Source organism: Pseudomonas sp. xss_4, assembly GCF_043104125.1.
GTDB lineage: Bacteria > Pseudomonadota > Gammaproteobacteria > Pseudomonadales > Pseudomonadaceae > Aquipseudomonas > Aquipseudomonas parafulva_B.
Window position 1 is genome coordinate 26,371 of sequence record NZ_JBICKJ010000064.1, and the last position, 14,965, is coordinate 41,335.

Here is a 14,965-nt window from a genome sequence, read left to right on the forward strand (position 1 = left end):
TCGATGACGGGTCGCTGCAGGACCCACGAAGAGGCCTCGGCAGGCCTCTCGGGCAGGGAGCGCCGCTCAGTTCCAGCCAGCACGGTCCATCAGGCGGATGGCTTCGGCCTGCCGCTTGCCGGCCACTTCCACCGCAATGCTGTCGGCCTTGAAGTCGCCCCACGCGGCGACTTCGTCAGAGGGCTTGACCTGGGGGTTGGCCGGAAATTCCTGATTGAGGTCGGCGAACAACTTCTGCGCCTGTTCACCGGTCATCCATTCGACCAGCTTTGTTGCGGCCTCAGGATGAGGCGCGTGCTTGGTCAGGCCGATGCCGGAGAGGTTTACGTGCACGCCACGGTCTTGCTGGTTGGGCCAGAAGATCTTCACCGGCAGGTTGGGGTTCTGCTTGTGCAGCCGGCCGTAATAATAGGTGTTCACCACGCCCACGTCGCACTGACCCGCCTCGACGGCCTGGATCACGGCGTTGTCATCCGAGAACACGTCGGTGGAGAGGTTATTGACCCAGCCCTTGACGATCTGCTCGGCCTTCGCCTCACCATGGCTTTCGATCAGGGTGGCGGTCAGGGACTGGTTGTACACCTTCTTCGCCGTGCGCAGGCACAGCCGACCTTCCCACTGCTTGTCGGCCAGGGCTTCATAGGTGCTGAGCTCGGCCGGCTTGACCCGTTCGGTGGAGTAGATGATGGTGCGCGCCCTCAGGCTCAGGCCGGTCCAGTCGTGGGACGAGGCACGGTATTGAGGCGGGATGTTGCGCTCGATGATCTCGGATCGGATCGGCTGCAGGATGCCCATCTGCTCAGCCTGCCACAGGTTGCCTGCGTCGACGGTGAGCAGAAGATCCGCCACACCGTGCTCGCCCTCGGCCTTGATGCGCTGCATCAGGGGGGCTTCCTTGTCGGTGATGAACTTGACCTTGACCCCGGTCTCGGCCGTGTAGGCGTCGAACACTGGCTTGATCAGCTCGTCGATACGCGAGGAATAGACCACGACCTCGTCAGCTGCCTGCACGGTACCACCGACAACGCTCAGGGCCAGGGCGGCCAGTAGGGACTTGCGTGGCAACATGGAAGGCGCTCCTCGATCGATTAGAGAGGCGCAGATGGTAGTGAATCCCATTTGAACCCTCACCCCCATTGCCGTTACTGGATGTTGCTATGTGCCAGGGTCCGCCCCGCATCCGTACCAGACAGCGGGCCAAGGGCAGCCTTCACGCCTTGGCCAGGTCCGGCAAGTCGCCACTCAAGCCTAATGCCTGGCGCACGAACACGGCTTTTGCCTCCGGCAACTGCTCGACCAGCTTCAAGCCACTGTTGCGCAGCCAGCGCAGCGGCAACTTGTCGGCCTGGAACAGCCGCTCGAACCCTTCCATGGCTGCCATCAGCGCCAGGTTGTGCGGCATGCGTCGACGCTCATAGCGGCTCAGCACCTTGACATCGGCCAGCCTTTCCCCCCGCTTGCAGGCGTCCATCAGGACTTCGGCCAGTACCGCCGCGTCAAGGAAGCCCAGGTTCACCCCCTGCCCTGCCAGCGGATGAATGGTGTGGGCCGCATCACCGATCAACGCAAGGCCGGCTTCCACGTATCGCTTGGCATGCCGCTGGCGCAGGGGTACGCACAGCCGCGGGTCAGCTTGCAGCACCGTTCCGAGGCGGCCCTCGAATGCACGCTCCAGCGCCCTGAGGAAGGCTGGCTCATCCAGCGCCATCAGCCGCTCGGCCTCGGCCGGCGTGGTTGACCACACGATCGAGCACCAGTCCTGCTTGCCGTCTCGGGTCAAAGGGAGGAAGGCGAGCGGACCATCGTCGGTGAAGCGTTGCCAGGCGGTGGCTTGGTGATTTTGGGCACAACGCACGCTGGTGACGATGGCGTGGTGCAAGTAATCCCACTCGCGCGTTTCACACCCAGCCAGGCGGCGAACCGCAGAATGAGCACCGTCGGCAGCCACGACCAGCGGTGCGCGCAGCTGCCGGCCGTCGTGCAGCGTCATCAGCCAGTCATCGCCGGAATGGCGCAGCTGTTCCATGCGCGCATTGGGCAGCAGGCCGATGTCGCTGTCATGCAGGCGTTCGAGCAAGGCATCCTGCACCACTTTGTTCTCGACGATATGGCCCAGCACCTGCGCATGCACGCTGGTGGCGGAAAAGTGAATCTGCCCAGTGCCACTGCCATCCCAAACCTGCATATCGGAATACGGCGTCGCGCGCCGCCGTGCAATGCCCTCCCAAGCGCCCAAGCGGTCGAGAATACGCTGGCTAGCCGCGGACAACGCACTGACCCTGGGCTCGAACGGCGCCTTGGCGTCGAACGGCCTGACTGCCAGGGGGCCGCCATCGAGCAGCAGCACCTGCAGACCGCTATGGCGCAAGGCGAGCGCCAGCGCGCTGCCGACCATACCAGCACCTACGATCAGAATATCTGCGCGTGTTTCCATGCCTTACGCCAGCCTCGCTTGCGGCTTGAGCCGCACGTATAGGGTTTTATCGACCCGCGCCACCAGTTCACCAGCGCCGTCGCGGATATCGACCTGCAAACGGGGCAGGCATTTCTTGCCGGTGGCGGTCTGCTGGCGGATATCGTCCAGCAGCGCGTCATCGACATGGAACTCGGCATACACAGGGCCCTTGCCAGGGGTGATGAAATCGATGCTGGCGGCCTTGTCCCAGACGATGTAGTCGCGCCCCAGCCGTTCGATGAGCAAGAGCATGTAGAACGGGTCGACCATGGCGTAGAGGCTGCCACCGAACTGGGTGCCCACGTAGTTGCGGTTCCAGCGGGTAAGCTTCATCGCCACCCGGATGCTGCGCATGTCAGGGCTAATGTGCTGCACACGGATACCTGCGCCCAGGTAAGGCGGATACAGGTTCAGCATCCAGCGCAGGACGCGCGCACGCCGGGCCAGTTTGCGTGGGTTGTTCATGCCTTGCCCCGTACATCGGAACGCGTACCCAGGCCCATGGCCTGACGGGCGAACCAGCTTTTGGCCGGTGGCAGCAGGTCAAGGCCCAGCAAACCCAGGTTACGGCCTGCGGCGAGCAAAGGCTGGCCGCTGCCGAACAGCCGCGTCACCTGATCGGAAAACCCGATGGTCAGCGTTTGATCCAGGCGCTGGCGCTTGCCATAAGCCTGCAAGGTCGCAAGGTCACCTGGCCGTTGCGGCCCTGCAAGCAGCGCCTCGGCAAGGGACTGCACATCCCGCAGTGACAGGTTGAATCCCTGCCCCGCGATGGGGTGCAGGCTGTGCGCAGCGTTACCTAGCACGACCAGGTGGGGACGGATCTGCTCCTGCGCCTCGATTAGCGACAGCGGGTACAGATGCCGTACGCCTACCTGCCGAAGGGTGCCCAGGCGGTAACCGAAGACGCCCTGCAATTCACGCAGGAAACTGCGCTCATCCATGTCAGCCAGGCGCTGCGCATCCATGCCCTGCCGTGTCCAGACCAGCGCGCAGCGGTTTTCCGGTAACGGCAGCAAGGCCATGGGACCGGCTTCGGTGAAGCGCTCGAAGGCCTGCCCGCGGTGAGGCTCGCCGGGGGTGATGTTGGCGATCAATGCGCTTTGTTCGTAAGGGGTATGGCAGACGTGAATACCCAGTTGCTCACGCAGGCCCGAGCGGCCACCATCGGCCAGCACCGCCAGGTCGCAGTCAATGTGCGTGTCGTCATTGAGGCGCAGACGGTAACCGCCCTCGATAGCCTGCATCGACGTCACTTCCGCCGGGCAGCGCCAACTGACCACATCGCTGTCCAGGCCCTGCCACAGGCATTGCCCGAGCCAGGCATTCTCGACCACGTAGCCCAAGGCCGGAACGCCTTCTTCCCTCGCATCCAGGCGGGTGGCACCAAAGCGCCCCCGGTCCGAGACATGAATTTGGGCGATCGGTTCGGCACGCCGCTCGATGGCAGGCCACAAGCCCAGTCGATCGTAGATCTGGCGGGTACCGAACGACAGCGCCGAAGAACGCGCATCGTAGCTAGGCTGGAAGCTGTCGCCGGGGGCGAAGGGCTCAATGAGAAGGATTTTCCAACCACGCGCCTTGGCCCCTGCCTGCAGGGTCAGCGCCAAGCTGGCCCCAACCAGCCCGCCACCGATGATCGCGAGATTCACCTGGGTCATAGGCTGGCCTGACGCGCGTCGTGCATCAACGCCTCGATCTCGGCGACGGTGCGGGGAACGCCCGATGTCAGGATTTCACAGCCTTGCCTGGTGACCACCACATCATCCTCGATCCGAATGCCGATGCCGCGCCATTTCTTGGCCACGCTTTCATTGTCGGCTGCTATGTAGATGCCGGGCTCGACGGTCAAGGCCATGCCTGGCTCGAGCACCCGCCACTCACCGCCCACCTTGTAATCGCCCACGTCATGCACATCCATGCCCAGCCAATGGCCGGCACGGTGCATGTAGAACGCCCGGTACGCCTCGCTCTCGATCAACGCCTGCACGTCGCCCTTGAGCAGACCCAGCTCAACCAGCCCTTCGGTGATCACCCGCACGGTGGCTTCATGGGCATGGTTCCAGTGTTTGCCCGGGGCGATTTCGGCAAACGCCGCTGCCTGGGCGCTGAGAACCAGCTCATAGATCGCCTTCTGCTCCGGTGAAAACCGCCCGCTGACGGGGAAGGTGCGGGTGATGTCACTGGCATAGCAATCGATTTCGCAGCCCGCGTCGATCAGGACCAGGTCGCCCTCCTTGAGCGGCGCGTCGTTCTGCTGGTAGTGCAGGATGCAACCATTGCGCCCTGCGGCGACGATCGACCCGTACGCCGGCATTTTTGCCCCGCCCTGGCGGAAGGCGTAATCAAGTTCGGCTTCCAGGCTGTACTCATGAAGGCCCGGGCGGCAAGCCTGCATCGCCCGTACATGGGCTTTGGCAGATATCTCGGCGGCCGTGCGCATCACTTTCACTTCCGCCGCCGATTTATACAGGCGCATGTCGTGCAGCAGGTGATCCAGGGCAACGAATTCGTTCGGGGGCTGCGCACCGAGGCGGGCCTTGGAGCGGATCACGTTGATCCAGTCCATCAGCCGGCGATCGAACTCGGGATTGCTGCCCATGGCGCTGTAGACGCGTTCGCGGCCTTCAATCAGGCCCGGCAGGATCTCGTCAATGTCGGCGATGGGAAACGCGTCGTCAGCACCGAAGTCGCGCACCGCACCTTCCTGACCGGCCCGCAAGCCGTCCCACAGCTCGCGTTCAGGATTGCGCTCGCGGCAGAACATCACGTATTCGCCATGCTCACGGCCGGGTATCAACGCAATGACCGCCTCGGGCTCTGGAAAACCACTGAGGTATTGAAAGTCGCTGTCCTGGCGATACACGTGCTCCACATCACGGTTGCGGATGGCAACGGCGGCGGCAGGCAGGATGGCAATGCTGTTGGGAACCATCTGCGCCATCAGCGCCTTGCGCCGGCGGGCATATTCGGCCTTGGGAATGCGGCTCATGGGCAGACTACCCCGTCGTTCAGTGCAGAGAAGGCTTGGGCGCAGGCGCTGCGGGCTTGGCCAGTTCGGAAAACAGCAGCAACGGCGCGACACGCAGGTATTCCATCACTTCCATGTAGTCGCTTTCGCCGTCCTCGGATTCTTCCAGCGCTTCCTGCACCTGGGAGATGGCCACCAGGTCCTGGAGCACTTCCTTGGCCTCGATGGACAGGTCTTTGCCACCGGCGTTCAGGCCGAAGCCTGTGATGAAGCCTTGGCACCACTGCCCCAGGGCGGTGGCGCGATCGGTCAGCGCAGCATCATCGGACGGCAGCAGCAGCACGATCGCCATGTCGTCGCTGGTAAGCTCGCCCTTGACCATTTCCTGCAGGCCGATCAGGGCATTGCGCACAGCGTCTTGCGGTTCGGTTTCCAGCAACTGGGCCGCATCGGCCAGCCAGCCGTCGGCATCGAAGCCGGCGCCCGCACAGCTGCGGCCGATGAGCAGGCCGTGCAGTTCGGCGGGTGTGACAGGGTGGCCATTGCTGGAAAGCAACATGGCGAAAGCAACGTAGGGCGATTGAGTATTGGGCATGGGCTGCTAGGCGCCGGAGGGCGCAATGACTAGAATGAAGGCCTTGTATCCTAGCACCGGCAGGCGCGCCAAGACCATCGGCACTGGCAGTCACGGCCCAGGGAGAGGCATCATCGCAAGATGAGTCAATGACGGAGCGAATCGAGTGCAACCCACGCAAGAGAACGACCTGCAGGCCCTGATGAGCCGATTCGAGCTGCTGATCGAGCGTGTCGAGCAACTTAAACGGCAAAATGCACTCCTAGTAGCTCAGGAAAAGTCCTGGCGCGAAGAGCGCGCCCACCTCATCGAAAAGAACGAGATCGCCAGGCGCAAGGTCGAGTCGATGATCTTGCGTCTCAAGGCCCTGGAGCAAGACTCATGAGTTCAAGCAATAGCGTCACCGTGCAGATCCTCGACAAGGAATACTCGATCATCTGCCCGCCCGAAGAGCGCAACAACCTGGTCAGTGCAGCTCACTACCTGGACAGCAAGATGCGCGAGATTCGCAGCAGCGGCAAGGTGATCGGTGCCGACCGCATCGCGGTCATGGCGGCGTTGAACATTACCCACGAGATGCTCCACCGCCAGGAAGACCGCAGCGCGGCTCCGTCCGGCGGAGCCACGCGCGAGCAAGTGCGCGATTTGCTGGACCGGGTCGACCAGGCGCTGTCCGACGAGACGGGTACCAAAAAAAACTGAGGTTGTTATACTGGCGCCACTCCCTGGTGGATGCGCCAGTCGGTTATGTCCCTGAGCCGATACGCACAACCACGGGGGTTGCACGCTGGGGCAGGTGTGCATGTCCGCTCGACGGAAAGCCTTAATGTCCCCTGCAATCTCCACCTTGAACTTTCGGGTTCAAGGGCTACACCGATAGCGGTCTTATCGGGGAGCCCGAATTCCTTTGCCCGCCACTCGGCGGGCAAGTCGTTTTGGCCGACAGCAATGGCCAGCACTTCTCGGATCGCCCGTGCCATGACCGACACCGCGACGCTCAGCCGCCCTCAACTTCGCAGGCACTTGCGCAACGCGCGCCGGGCGCTCACGCCCGCCCAGCAGCGTCAGGCCGCTGCAGGCCTGTACCGTCTGCTGGCACAGCATCCACTCTTTCGCAAGGCCAGGCATATCGCCTTGTACCTGCCCAACGACGGCGAAATCGACCCTGCATTGTTGCTGCGCGAGGCGCAGCGTCGCGGCAAGCGCACGTACTTGCCGGTGCTGCATGCATGGCCACGCACCCGCATGGTGTTTCAGCGATTCGAGAAGGGCGAGAAGCTCACGCCCAACCGTTTCCGAATCCCTGAGCCGGCCACCGACCGCAGGCGTCAACGCCCGGTGTGGGCACTGGACCTGATTCTGCTGCCCCTGGTGGGCTTCGACGACGCGGGAGGGCGACTGGGCATGGGCGGTGGCTTCTATGATCGCAGCCTGGCTTACCTGGCCCGTCGGCAGACCTGGAAAAAACCACGGCTGCTAGGCTTGGCGCATGAGTGCCAGAAGGTCGAGCGGCTAGCACAAGCCAGTTGGGACGTGCCTTTGCAGGGAACGGTCTCGGATCGTCACTGGTACGTGGCACCGCGCTAAGCGGTGCCGGGAAGGGTCAGCGTTGCGCCTGACCAGCTTCGTATGGCATCTGGTAGGCGTTATCCAGCTTGCGCTCCCAGATCCCCTGCGCATAACCGGTGGTAACCACACCCAAGCCAAAGATGAACACCAGGACCCACAGCAGGTCCGGCTTTTTACGTTGATTCATCGACGATTGCCCCCCAGGCAAACTGTTCAGTGCTCGGCGACTTCTGGGTAGTACCTGAGCATCGCACCTCAAACGGGGCGCATTCTCCGACAACCTGAGCCACCACGCAAACGTTGACGTCAACCGGCCGTCGGTTTGATGGAACGAGTTATTTCAAAGCATTTCTGGAGCAAACAACATGGCCTATTGGCTGATGAAGTCCGAGCCCGACGAACTGTCGATTGAAAGCCTGGCTCACCTAGGCGAAGCTCGTTGGGACGGTGTACGCAATTACCAGGCGCGCAACTTTATGCGTGCGATGAGCGAGGGGGACACGTTCTTCTTCTACCATTCCAGCTGCCCTCAACCCGGCATCGCCGGCATTGCCAAGGTCATCCGCGCAGCCTATCCGGACCCCACTGCGCTGGACCCGCAGAGCCCTTACCACGATGCCAAGGCCACGCCCGACAAGAACCCGTGGAGTGCGGTAGACGTGGCCCACGTGCGGACCCTGCCGCGCGTGCTTGAGCTGGGCTGGTTGAAACAACAGCCAGCCCTGGCCGAGCTGGCGCTGATACAAAAAGGCAGTCGCCTGTCGGTCATGCCGGTCACGGCCGAGCAGTGGACGGCCATCCTGGCGATGGTTTGAGGCACCTGCCCCGCTCCGGCATTCCCTTGAACCGCAGCCTTCAGTGGCTGACCGAAAACCGGGTCAGCCGCTCACTGGACGATCAGGTTGTTGAACAGCAGGTCCTCGACGATCGGCTTGCCCTCTTCGGTCTCCATCACCTGCTGAACCTGCTTTAGGGCCTCCTGACGTAAATGCTCCTTGGCCTCCACATTGCTCATGCTGTCCACGGTCTGTTGAGTAAACAGTGCGACGAGCTGGTTGCGGATCAGTGGTTCATGGTGCTGTACCGCCTTGGCGGCCTCATCCCCGGTCACTCGCAATGCGACGTCCGCCTTGAACACCCGCAAGCGCGGACCACCATCGAGCGCATAGTTGCCCACGAACGGCGGCGTCAGCGTGATATAGGCCACCTTGGGCGCACCCTCCTTGCCCTCCTCGGCCACGGCTGCGGCGGGTAATACCAGTGCCAACACCATCAATATCCACGCTTTCACGAAATCGCTCCTCTATTCAGGTGGCGCCAGCTTAACCAGCACATCGTTCAAACCCAAGCCTGGGCTTATGCCGGCCCATCAGGACAAGCCATGCTCGTTGACCCAACTGGCGGCCCTCCTACACTTATCGGCCATTACCCGCAAAGGAATAGGCCACGATGAAAGCGCTGCTATGCAAGCACCTGGGCCCGGCCCGCGAACTGGTCCTGGAAGACGTGCCCAGCCCAACGCCCAAGCCCAACGAAGTGCTGTTGAACGTGCAGGCGGCTGGGGTCAACTTTCCCGATACCTTGATCATAGAAGGTAAATACCAGTTTCAGCCGCCCTTGCCCTTCTCACCGGGTGGAGAGGCCGCGGGCACGGTCGCAGCCGTCGGCGCCAAGGTGGGCGCCTTCAAGGTGGGTGACCGGGTCATGGCACTGACCGGCTGGGGTGCTTTTGCCGAGCAAGTGGCAGTGCCCGCCGCCAACGTAATGCCCGTGCCAGCCAGCATGGACTTCATCACCGCCGCCGCATTCGGCATGACCTACGGCACCTCGATGCACGCCTTGCACCAGCGCGGTCGATTGCAAACCGGCGAGACCTTGCTGGTATTGGGCGCGTCCGGCGGGGTGGGCCTGGCGGCGGTCGAGATCGGCAAAGCCATGGGGGCGCGGGTCATCGCGGCTGCCAGCAGTGCGCAAAAGCTCGCGGTGGCCCGTGCCGCTGGGGCCGATGACCTGATCGACTACAGCCAGGACAATCTGCGCGAGGCCATCAAGCGCCTGACCGATGGCAAAGGTGTGGATGTGATTTACGATCCGGTGGGCGGCGAACTGTTCGAGCACGCCGTGAGGGGCCTGGCGTGGAACGGTAGGTTGTTGGTAGTGGGTTTTGCCAGCGGCACCATTCCCCAATTGGCAGCCAACCTTGTGCTGCTCAAGGGGGCGGCGGTACTGGGCGTCTTCTGGGGCGCGTTTGCCCAGCGCCAACCCGAGGATAACGCGGCCAACTTCAAGCAGCTGTTTGCCTGGCACGCGCAGGGCAAATTGAAGCCTCTCGTTTCACAGACATACGCCCTGGCCGACGCGGGTGCGGCCATCGAAACGCTGGGCCAGCGCCAGGCGGTCGGCAAGCTGGTGGTGGTGCCGCCGCGTGCGTGATCACCGTTCGCGCAGATCGTGACAGCGCCTGAAGCGCGCTTCCAGGTTGCGATCAGGCATATGGTGGCTGCGCAGGGCATGAAGGGTCTGCTCGACGTAATCGCGCGTGGTGCCATAACGCCCTTTGGCGCTGGCCAGTATGTGGCTGAGCACGTTATCCGGCAGATTGCCCGCGTAGCAAGGCAGGTGCCGCTCCAACACGAAACCCAGGGCCTGCACCCTGCTGCCATCGTCGAGTCGACAGTTGAGCCAGTGGGGGCGGTAGGCGGGGTAAGGCATTTCGCGTTGCCACAGGGCTCGCAGCGATGCATCGAGTGTCGCGTCATCCAGCCTGTAGGCAAAGCCGCTGCACGAGCCGCCTCGATCCAGGCCAAACACCAAACCTGGGGTTTCGGGCGTGCCACGGTGCTCGTGCGACCACAGGTACAAGCCCCGGTGGTAACCGTGCACCCGCGCACGTCGACGCTCCACCGCGCTGCACTCGGGCCGCCAGATCAAAGAGCCATAGGCAAACAGCCACACCGGCCCGCCCTGGTGACGGGACATGGCGGCTTGCATGGAGTGATGCAATTGCTCGTGGGTCAGTTGCTGACCAAAATCGAGCGAAGGGGGGTATGTGACTTGCCAGGATGACCGTTCGAGCGCCGACATAAGCTGCCGCTATGATTCCCTGTTAACAAAGCATGTAACGTGACCGAGCCTGATGCGTTGTCACTGCGTCGTTGACCAGAACCCTCAGGCAAGTCATTCACGGCAGTCGCGCCAGGCGGTGTATAAGCTAAGTCAGGGCAAGGGGCTGAACAAGTGCATGCAGTGATTTTCACGTCAGGCGCCGACGACCGGCCGTGCAGCGCGTTACCTGCTTACGGGGTGGCGCGGGCAGCCACAGGGGCGCCACGCACCGCGATGGAATTCCTCAGCCGCGAGGCGCGTAGGCGAACACGTCCGCACGCATGCGGTGCGCATCCATGCCAGCGTCCACCAGTGCATCGAGCGTTGCGTAGATCATGTTCGGCGAGCCACTGGCGTACACATGAACGCTGTTGAGGTCGGGGATGTCCTCGCAAACCGCTTCGTGCAGCATCCCGCAACGGCCTTCCCAGCCGCACAGGTCGCTAACCACCTGGTGCAGGTACAGGTTGGGCAAACTCAGCCACTGATCCCAATGCTCGATCTGGTAGAAGTCTTCCGGGCGTCGTACGCCCCAGTACAAGTGAACAGGGTGCTTGAAGCCCTGAGCGCGGCAGTGCTCCACAAGGCTGTGCATCTGGCCCATGCCGGTACCGGCGGCGATCAGCACCAATGGCCCGTCCGGCAGTTCGGCCAGGTGGGTATCGCCAAAGGGCATTTCGATGCGAGCCAGGCGATCGCGCTGCAATTGCTCGATCAACTGCACGGCACTGGGCTCGCGCGCCAGTACATGCAATTCAAGCTCGCGTCCGGAATGGGGAGCGCAAGCCAGCGAAAAAGCGGCCGGCTTACCCGCTTCGCGTTCGATCATCAAATACTGCCCAGCATGGTAGCGCGGCGGCTTGCCCGCAGGGGCCAACAGCCGCACGCGCCAGACGTCGCCACCCACTTCACGGCATTCACTGACCGTGCAGGTCAGCTTGCGCACCGGCAGCTCGCCCAGGGCGAGCACGCCGTCCCACAGCAGGATGCAATCCTCGAGCGGCTCGGCGATGCAGGTGAACAATTCGCCATGGTCCCGGACTTCTCCGTTCTGGCGCACGCTGCCTTCGACCAGCAATGCAGCGCAGACATGGCAGTTGCCATTACGGCAGCTATTGGGGCAGTCATAACCCAGCCGACGCGCACCTTCCAGGATCCGTTCCCCGGGCTCTAGCGTCAGCACTGCTCCGGACGGCTGCAACGTTACCTGCATCAATCTATTCCCAACTGATCCCACAGCTCATCGATACGCCGGGTGACGGCTTCGTCCTTGACGATGACTCGCCCCCACTCGCGTGTAGTTTCGCCCGGCCACTTGTGCGTGGCATCCAGGCCCATTTTCGATCCCAGGCCCGACACCGGAGAGGCAAAATCCAGGTAGTCGATCGGCGTGTTGTCGATCATCACCGTATCACGCTTGGGGTCCATGCGTGTGGTGATGGCCCAGATCACGTCGTTCCAGTCGCGGGCGTTGATGTCGTCGTCGGTCACGATAACGAACTTGGTGTACATGAACTGTCGCAGGAACGACCACACACCCAGCATCACGCGCTTGGCATGCCCTGGGTACTGCTTCTTCATGGTCACCACCGCCATGCGGTAGGAGCACCCCTCTGGCGGCAGGTAGAAATCGACGATTTCCGGGAACTGCTTCTGCAGGATCGGCACGAACACTTCGTTCAGCGCCACCCCGAGAATGGCCGGCTCATCCGGCGGCCGGCCGGTGTAGGTGCTGTGATAGATCGGCTTTTGCCGATGGGTGATGCGCTCGACGGTGAACACCGGGAAACTGTCCACTTCGTTGTAGTACCCGGTATGGTCCCCATACGGGCCTTCAGGCGCCATCTCGCCCGGGTGAATGACCCCTTCGAGGATGATCTCGGCCGTGGCCGGCACCTGCAGATTGCTGCCGCGGCACTTGACCAGCTCGGTGCGATTACCCCGCAACAGGCCCGCGAAGGCGTATTCGGAAAGCGTATCGGGAACCGGGGTCACTGCACCCAGGATAGTGGCAGGGTCTGCCCCCAACGCCACGGCCACTGGGAACGGCTGGCCAGGGTTTTTTTCACACCACTCACGGTAGTCCAGGGCGCCACCACGGTGGCTGAGCCATCGCATGATCACTTTGTTGCGACCAATCACCTGCTGCCGGTAGATACCCAGGTTCTGGCGGTCCTTGTTCGGACCGCGCGTTACGGTCAGGCCCCAGGTGATCAGCGGTGCCACATCGCCCGGCCAGCAATGCTGGATCGGCAATGCGCCAAGGTCCACGTCCTCTCCTTCGAGCACCACTTCCTGGCAAACGGCGTCCTTGACCACCTTGGGCGCCATCGACACCACTTTCTTGAAGATCGGCAGCTTGGACCAGGCGTCCTTGAGCCCTTTGGGAGGCTCAGGCTCTTTGAGAAAAGCCAGCAGCTTGCCGATCTCGCGCAGCTCATCGACCGACTCGGCACCCATGCCCATGGCCACCCGTTCAGGCGTACCGAACAGGTTGCCCAGTACGGGAATGTCGAAGCCGGTCGGCTTTTCGAACAACAGCGCAGGGCCTTTGGCACGCAGGGTGCGATCGCAGACCTCGGTCATTTCCAGCACTGGGGAGATCGGGACCTGGATGCGCTTGAGCTCGCCGCGCTGTTCCAGGCCACGAATGAAGTCGCGCAAGTCGCGATACTGCATGCATGAGCCTCGTGTTGGCCGTATCGATCGGGGGTTCAGAGTGTAGCGCCGTTCAGCGTGCAATGGTCAAAACTGATCAGGGCCGCTTCGCGTCCCATCGCAGCCGGTCCGGGGCACCGGACCGACTGCGATGGGCTGCGAAGCGGCCCCGTTCGATTCAGACCTGAAACGCTTACTTGCGCTTCATCGACAGGAAGAACTCGTCGTTGGTCTTGGTCTGCTTGAGCTTGTCGACCAGGAACTCGATGGCAGCGATCTCGTCCATCGGGTGCAACAGCTTGCGCAGGATCCACATGCGTTGCAGTTCGTCGTCAGCGGTCAGCAGCTCTTCGCGGCGAGTACCCGAACGGTTGATGTTGATGGCGGGGAACACACGCTTTTCAGCGATACGACGGTCCAGGGGCAGCTCCATGTTACCGGTGCCCTTGAATTCCTCGTAGATCACCTCGTCCATCTTCGAACCGGTTTCGACCAGCGCGGTGGCGATGATGGTCAGCGAGCCGCCTTCCTCGATGTTACGGGCGGCCCCGAAGAAGCGCTTGGGCTTTTCCAGGGCGTGGGCGTCGACACCACCGGTCAGCACTTTGCCCGAGCTTGGAATGACCGTGTTGTAGGCGCGTGCCAAGCGGGTGATGGAGTCGAGCAGGATGACCACGTCCTTCTTGTGCTCGACCAGGCGCTTGGCCTTCTCGATGACCATTTCGGCCACTTGCACGTGACGGGTTGGCGGCTCGTCGAAGGTAGAGGCAACCACTTCGCCGCGTACGGTACGCTGCATCTCGGTCACTTCTTCCGGGCGCTCGTCGATCAGCAGAACGATCAGGTGGCACTCAGGGTTGTTACGGGTGATGTTGGCTGCGATGTTCTGCAGCATGATGGTCTTGCCCGCCTTGGGCGGGGCGACGATCAGGCCACGCTGGCCCTTGCCGATCGGGGCGCACAGGTCGATGACACGGCCGGTCAGGTCTTCGGTGGAGCCGTTGCCAGCCTCCATCTTCAGGCGCTTGTTGGGGAACAGCGGCGTCAGGTTTTCGAACAGGATCTTGTTCTTGGCGTTTTCCGGCCGGTCGAAGTTGATGGTATCGACCTTCAACAGGGCGAAGTAACGCTCCCCTTCCTTCGGCGGGCGGATCTTGCCAACGATGGTATCGCCGGTACGCAGGTTGAAGCGGCGGATCTGGCTAGGCGAAACGTAGATATCGTCAGGGCCGGCCAGGTAGGACGCATCAGCAGAACGCAGGAAACCGAAGCCATCCTGGAGAATCTCCAGCACGCCGTCACCCGAGATCTCTTCGCCGCTTTTCGCATGCTTTTTCAGCAGGGAGAAAATCACGTCCTGTTTGCGCGAACGGGCCATGTTCTCGATGCCCATTTGTTCGGCCATTTCCAAAAGATCGGTAATCGGCTTTTGCTTGAGTTCAGTCAGGTTCATAAGGGGAATGACGTAATCATGTAAGAAGGGAGAATTAAGCTTCTGGCTTAATGAAGCCGCGCCGCTAGATGGCGAAAGGATCGCGTACTGATTCGAATTGGGGATGCTTCGGCGACGGCATGTAGAGGGCACTGAAGAAGCAGTGCGAGGCCGAATGTAACACTTGCTTTTTTGTGCGTC

General features: G+C 62.3%; 17 protein-coding genes and 1 other RNA gene. 6 read left to right on the forward strand and 12 right to left on the reverse strand.

Annotated features, from left to right (window positions below; all coding sequences use genetic code 11):
* Nucleotides 1–66: 66 nt before the first annotated feature.
* The 6 genes from ACF8GB_RS11615 to ACF8GB_RS11640 form a co-directional block, all read right to left on the reverse strand.
* Nucleotides 67–1,068, reverse strand: coding sequence for an extracellular solute-binding protein (locus ACF8GB_RS11615; protein ID WP_058602829.1), 1,002 nt, complete (start codon nucleotides 1,066–1,068; stop codon nucleotides 67–69).
* Nucleotides 1,069–1,210: 142 nt separating this feature from the next.
* Nucleotides 1,211–2,434, reverse strand: a complete 1,224-nt coding sequence (locus ACF8GB_RS11620; RefSeq protein WP_392527057.1) for a 2-octaprenyl-3-methyl-6-methoxy-1,4-benzoquinol hydroxylase — start codon at nucleotides 2,432–2,434, stop codon at nucleotides 1,211–1,213.
* 3 nt (nucleotides 2,435–2,437) lie between these two features.
* Entirely contained in the window at nucleotides 2,438–2,920 is a 483-nt protein-coding gene (locus ACF8GB_RS11625) for a DUF4442 domain-containing protein (protein WP_058638188.1), read from the reverse strand.
* Nucleotides 2,917–4,116, reverse strand: a complete 1,200-nt coding sequence (ubiH, locus tag ACF8GB_RS11630) for a 2-octaprenyl-6-methoxyphenyl hydroxylase (protein ID WP_058638189.1) — start codon at nucleotides 4,114–4,116, stop codon at nucleotides 2,917–2,919. Before ubiH ends, ACF8GB_RS11625 begins: the two co-directional genes overlap by 4 nt.
* Nucleotides 4,113–5,447, reverse strand: coding sequence for a Xaa-Pro aminopeptidase (gene pepP / locus ACF8GB_RS11635; protein WP_058602826.1), 1,335 nt, complete (start codon nucleotides 5,445–5,447; stop codon nucleotides 4,113–4,115). The genes ubiH and pepP overlap by 4 nt, the downstream gene beginning before the upstream one ends.
* 19 nt (nucleotides 5,448–5,466) lie before the next feature.
* Nucleotides 5,467–6,021: a YecA family protein gene (locus ACF8GB_RS11640; RefSeq protein ID WP_027913422.1), complete on the reverse strand. Its 555-nt coding sequence runs from the start codon at nucleotides 6,019–6,021 to the stop codon at nucleotides 5,467–5,469.
* A 181-nt stretch (nucleotides 6,022–6,202) separates the two neighbouring features.
* Between ACF8GB_RS11640 and ACF8GB_RS11645 the strand changes: the two genes are divergently transcribed.
* The 4 genes from ACF8GB_RS11645 (at nucleotide 6,203) to ACF8GB_RS11660 (ending at nucleotide 7,587) form a co-directional block, all read left to right on the forward strand.
* A complete protein-coding gene (locus tag ACF8GB_RS11645; protein ID WP_033693939.1) occupies nucleotides 6,203–6,385 on the forward strand; it encodes a TIGR02449 family protein in 183 nt (60 codons plus the stop codon).
* Complete coding sequence (locus tag ACF8GB_RS11650; protein ID WP_392475726.1) at nucleotides 6,382–6,702, forward strand: cell division protein ZapA; 321 nt, start codon at nucleotides 6,382–6,384, stop codon at nucleotides 6,700–6,702. Before ACF8GB_RS11645 ends, ACF8GB_RS11650 begins: the two co-directional genes overlap by 4 nt.
* A 17-nt stretch (nucleotides 6,703–6,719) precedes the next feature.
* Nucleotides 6,720–6,899, forward strand: a non-coding RNA gene (gene ssrS, locus ACF8GB_RS11655) — 6S RNA.
* A gap of 79 nt (nucleotides 6,900–6,978) precedes the next feature.
* The gene (locus ACF8GB_RS11660; RefSeq protein WP_196186598.1) at nucleotides 6,979–7,587 is read left to right on the forward strand and encodes a 5-formyltetrahydrofolate cyclo-ligase; all 609 of its coding nucleotides are present in this window, start codon (nucleotides 6,979–6,981) and stop codon (nucleotides 7,585–7,587) included.
* A gap of 16 nt (nucleotides 7,588–7,603) precedes the next feature.
* On the opposite strand, the gene ACF8GB_RS11665 is transcribed toward ACF8GB_RS11660, so the two are convergent.
* The gene (locus ACF8GB_RS11665; RefSeq protein ID WP_023532702.1) at nucleotides 7,604–7,756 is read right to left on the reverse strand and encodes a hypothetical protein; all 153 of its coding nucleotides are present in this window, start codon (nucleotides 7,754–7,756) and stop codon (nucleotides 7,604–7,606) included.
* A 178-nt stretch (nucleotides 7,757–7,934) separates the two neighbouring features.
* Between ACF8GB_RS11665 and ACF8GB_RS11670 the strand changes: the two genes are divergently transcribed.
* Nucleotides 7,935–8,384, forward strand: a complete 450-nt coding sequence (locus ACF8GB_RS11670; RefSeq protein ID WP_392475727.1) for an EVE domain-containing protein — start codon at nucleotides 7,935–7,937, stop codon at nucleotides 8,382–8,384.
* 71 nt (nucleotides 8,385–8,455) lie between these two features.
* Here ACF8GB_RS11670 and ACF8GB_RS11675 read toward each other — a convergent pair whose 3' ends face one another.
* Nucleotides 8,456–8,860 carry a flagellar basal body-associated protein FliL gene (locus ACF8GB_RS11675; protein WP_058638192.1) on the reverse strand — a complete coding sequence of 135 codons (405 nt, stop codon included), beginning with the start codon at nucleotides 8,858–8,860 and terminating at the stop codon, nucleotides 8,456–8,458.
* Nucleotides 8,861–9,018: 158 nt separating this feature from the next.
* On the opposite strand from ACF8GB_RS11675, the gene ACF8GB_RS11680 reads away from it, so the two are divergent.
* Nucleotides 9,019–10,002, forward strand: coding sequence for an NADPH:quinone oxidoreductase family protein (locus ACF8GB_RS11680; RefSeq protein ID WP_392527058.1), 984 nt, complete (start codon nucleotides 9,019–9,021; stop codon nucleotides 10,000–10,002).
* Here the strand turns inward: ACF8GB_RS11680 and ACF8GB_RS11685 are convergent, their stop codons facing one another.
* The 4 genes from ACF8GB_RS11685 to rho all read right to left on the reverse strand — a co-directional run bounded on the left by ACF8GB_RS11685 (nucleotide 10,003) and on the right by rho (nucleotide 14,785).
* Complete coding sequence (locus tag ACF8GB_RS11685) at nucleotides 10,003–10,653, reverse strand: gamma-glutamylcyclotransferase (RefSeq protein WP_058602821.1); 651 nt, start codon at nucleotides 10,651–10,653, stop codon at nucleotides 10,003–10,005.
* Between the two features lie 265 nt (nucleotides 10,654–10,918).
* Complete coding sequence (locus tag ACF8GB_RS11690) at nucleotides 10,919–11,887, reverse strand: CDP-6-deoxy-delta-3,4-glucoseen reductase (protein ID WP_058638194.1); 969 nt, start codon at nucleotides 11,885–11,887, stop codon at nucleotides 10,919–10,921.
* On the reverse strand, nucleotides 11,887–13,353 hold the full coding sequence (gene ubiD / locus ACF8GB_RS11695; protein ID WP_023532812.1) for a 4-hydroxy-3-polyprenylbenzoate decarboxylase: 1,467 nt from the start codon (nucleotides 13,351–13,353) through the stop codon (nucleotides 11,887–11,889). The genes ACF8GB_RS11690 and ubiD overlap by 1 nt, the downstream gene beginning before the upstream one ends.
* 172 nt (nucleotides 13,354–13,525) lie before the next feature.
* On the reverse strand, nucleotides 13,526–14,785 hold the full coding sequence (gene rho / locus ACF8GB_RS11700; protein ID WP_023532437.1) for a transcription termination factor Rho: 1,260 nt from the start codon (nucleotides 14,783–14,785) through the stop codon (nucleotides 13,526–13,528).
* Nucleotides 14,786–14,965: the final 180 nt, after the last annotated feature.

Bases quoted from the DNA above. Each gene is read 5' to 3' on its own strand.
- ACF8GB_RS11615 (WP_058602829.1), bottom strand. From the start codon at position 1,068: ATGTTGCCACGCAAGTCCCTACTGGCCGCCCTGGCCCTGAGCGTTGTC.
- ACF8GB_RS11665 (WP_023532702.1), bottom strand. From the start codon at position 7,756: ATGAATCAACGTAAAAAGCCGGACCTGCTGTGGGTCCTGGTGTTCATC.
- ACF8GB_RS11625 (WP_058638188.1), bottom strand. From the start codon at position 2,920: ATGAACAACCCACGCAAACTGGCCCGGCGTGCGCGCGTCCTGCGCTGG.
- ACF8GB_RS11645 (WP_033693939.1), top strand. From the start codon at position 6,203: ATGAGCCGATTCGAGCTGCTGATCGAGCGTGTCGAGCAACTTAAACGG.
- ACF8GB_RS11690 (WP_058638194.1), bottom strand. From the start codon at position 11,887: ATGCAGGTAACGTTGCAGCCGTCCGGAGCAGTGCTGACGCTAGAGCCC.
- ACF8GB_RS11685 (WP_058602821.1), bottom strand. From the start codon at position 10,653: ATGTCGGCGCTCGAACGGTCATCCTGGCAAGTCACATACCCCCCTTCG.
- ubiH (WP_058638189.1), bottom strand. From the start codon at position 4,116: ATGACCCAGGTGAATCTCGCGATCATCGGTGGCGGGCTGGTTGGGGCC.
- ACF8GB_RS11680 (WP_392527058.1), top strand. From the start codon at position 9,019: ATGAAAGCGCTGCTATGCAAGCACCTGGGCCCGGCCCGCGAACTGGTC.
- ACF8GB_RS11670 (WP_392475727.1), top strand. From the start codon at position 7,935: ATGGCCTATTGGCTGATGAAGTCCGAGCCCGACGAACTGTCGATTGAA.
- rho (WP_023532437.1), bottom strand. From the start codon at position 14,785: ATGAACCTGACTGAACTCAAGCAAAAGCCGATTACCGATCTTTTGGAA.
- pepP (WP_058602826.1), bottom strand. From the start codon at position 5,447: ATGAGCCGCATTCCCAAGGCCGAATATGCCCGCCGGCGCAAGGCGCTG.
- ACF8GB_RS11640 (WP_027913422.1), bottom strand. From the start codon at position 6,021: ATGCCCAATACTCAATCGCCCTACGTTGCTTTCGCCATGTTGCTTTCC.
- ACF8GB_RS11650 (WP_392475726.1), top strand. From the start codon at position 6,382: ATGAGTTCAAGCAATAGCGTCACCGTGCAGATCCTCGACAAGGAATAC.
- ACF8GB_RS11660 (WP_196186598.1), top strand. From the start codon at position 6,979: ATGACCGACACCGCGACGCTCAGCCGCCCTCAACTTCGCAGGCACTTG.
- ACF8GB_RS11620 (WP_392527057.1), bottom strand. From the start codon at position 2,434: ATGGAAACACGCGCAGATATTCTGATCGTAGGTGCTGGTATGGTCGGC.
- ubiD (WP_023532812.1), bottom strand. From the start codon at position 13,353: ATGCAGTATCGCGACTTGCGCGACTTCATTCGTGGCCTGGAACAGCGC.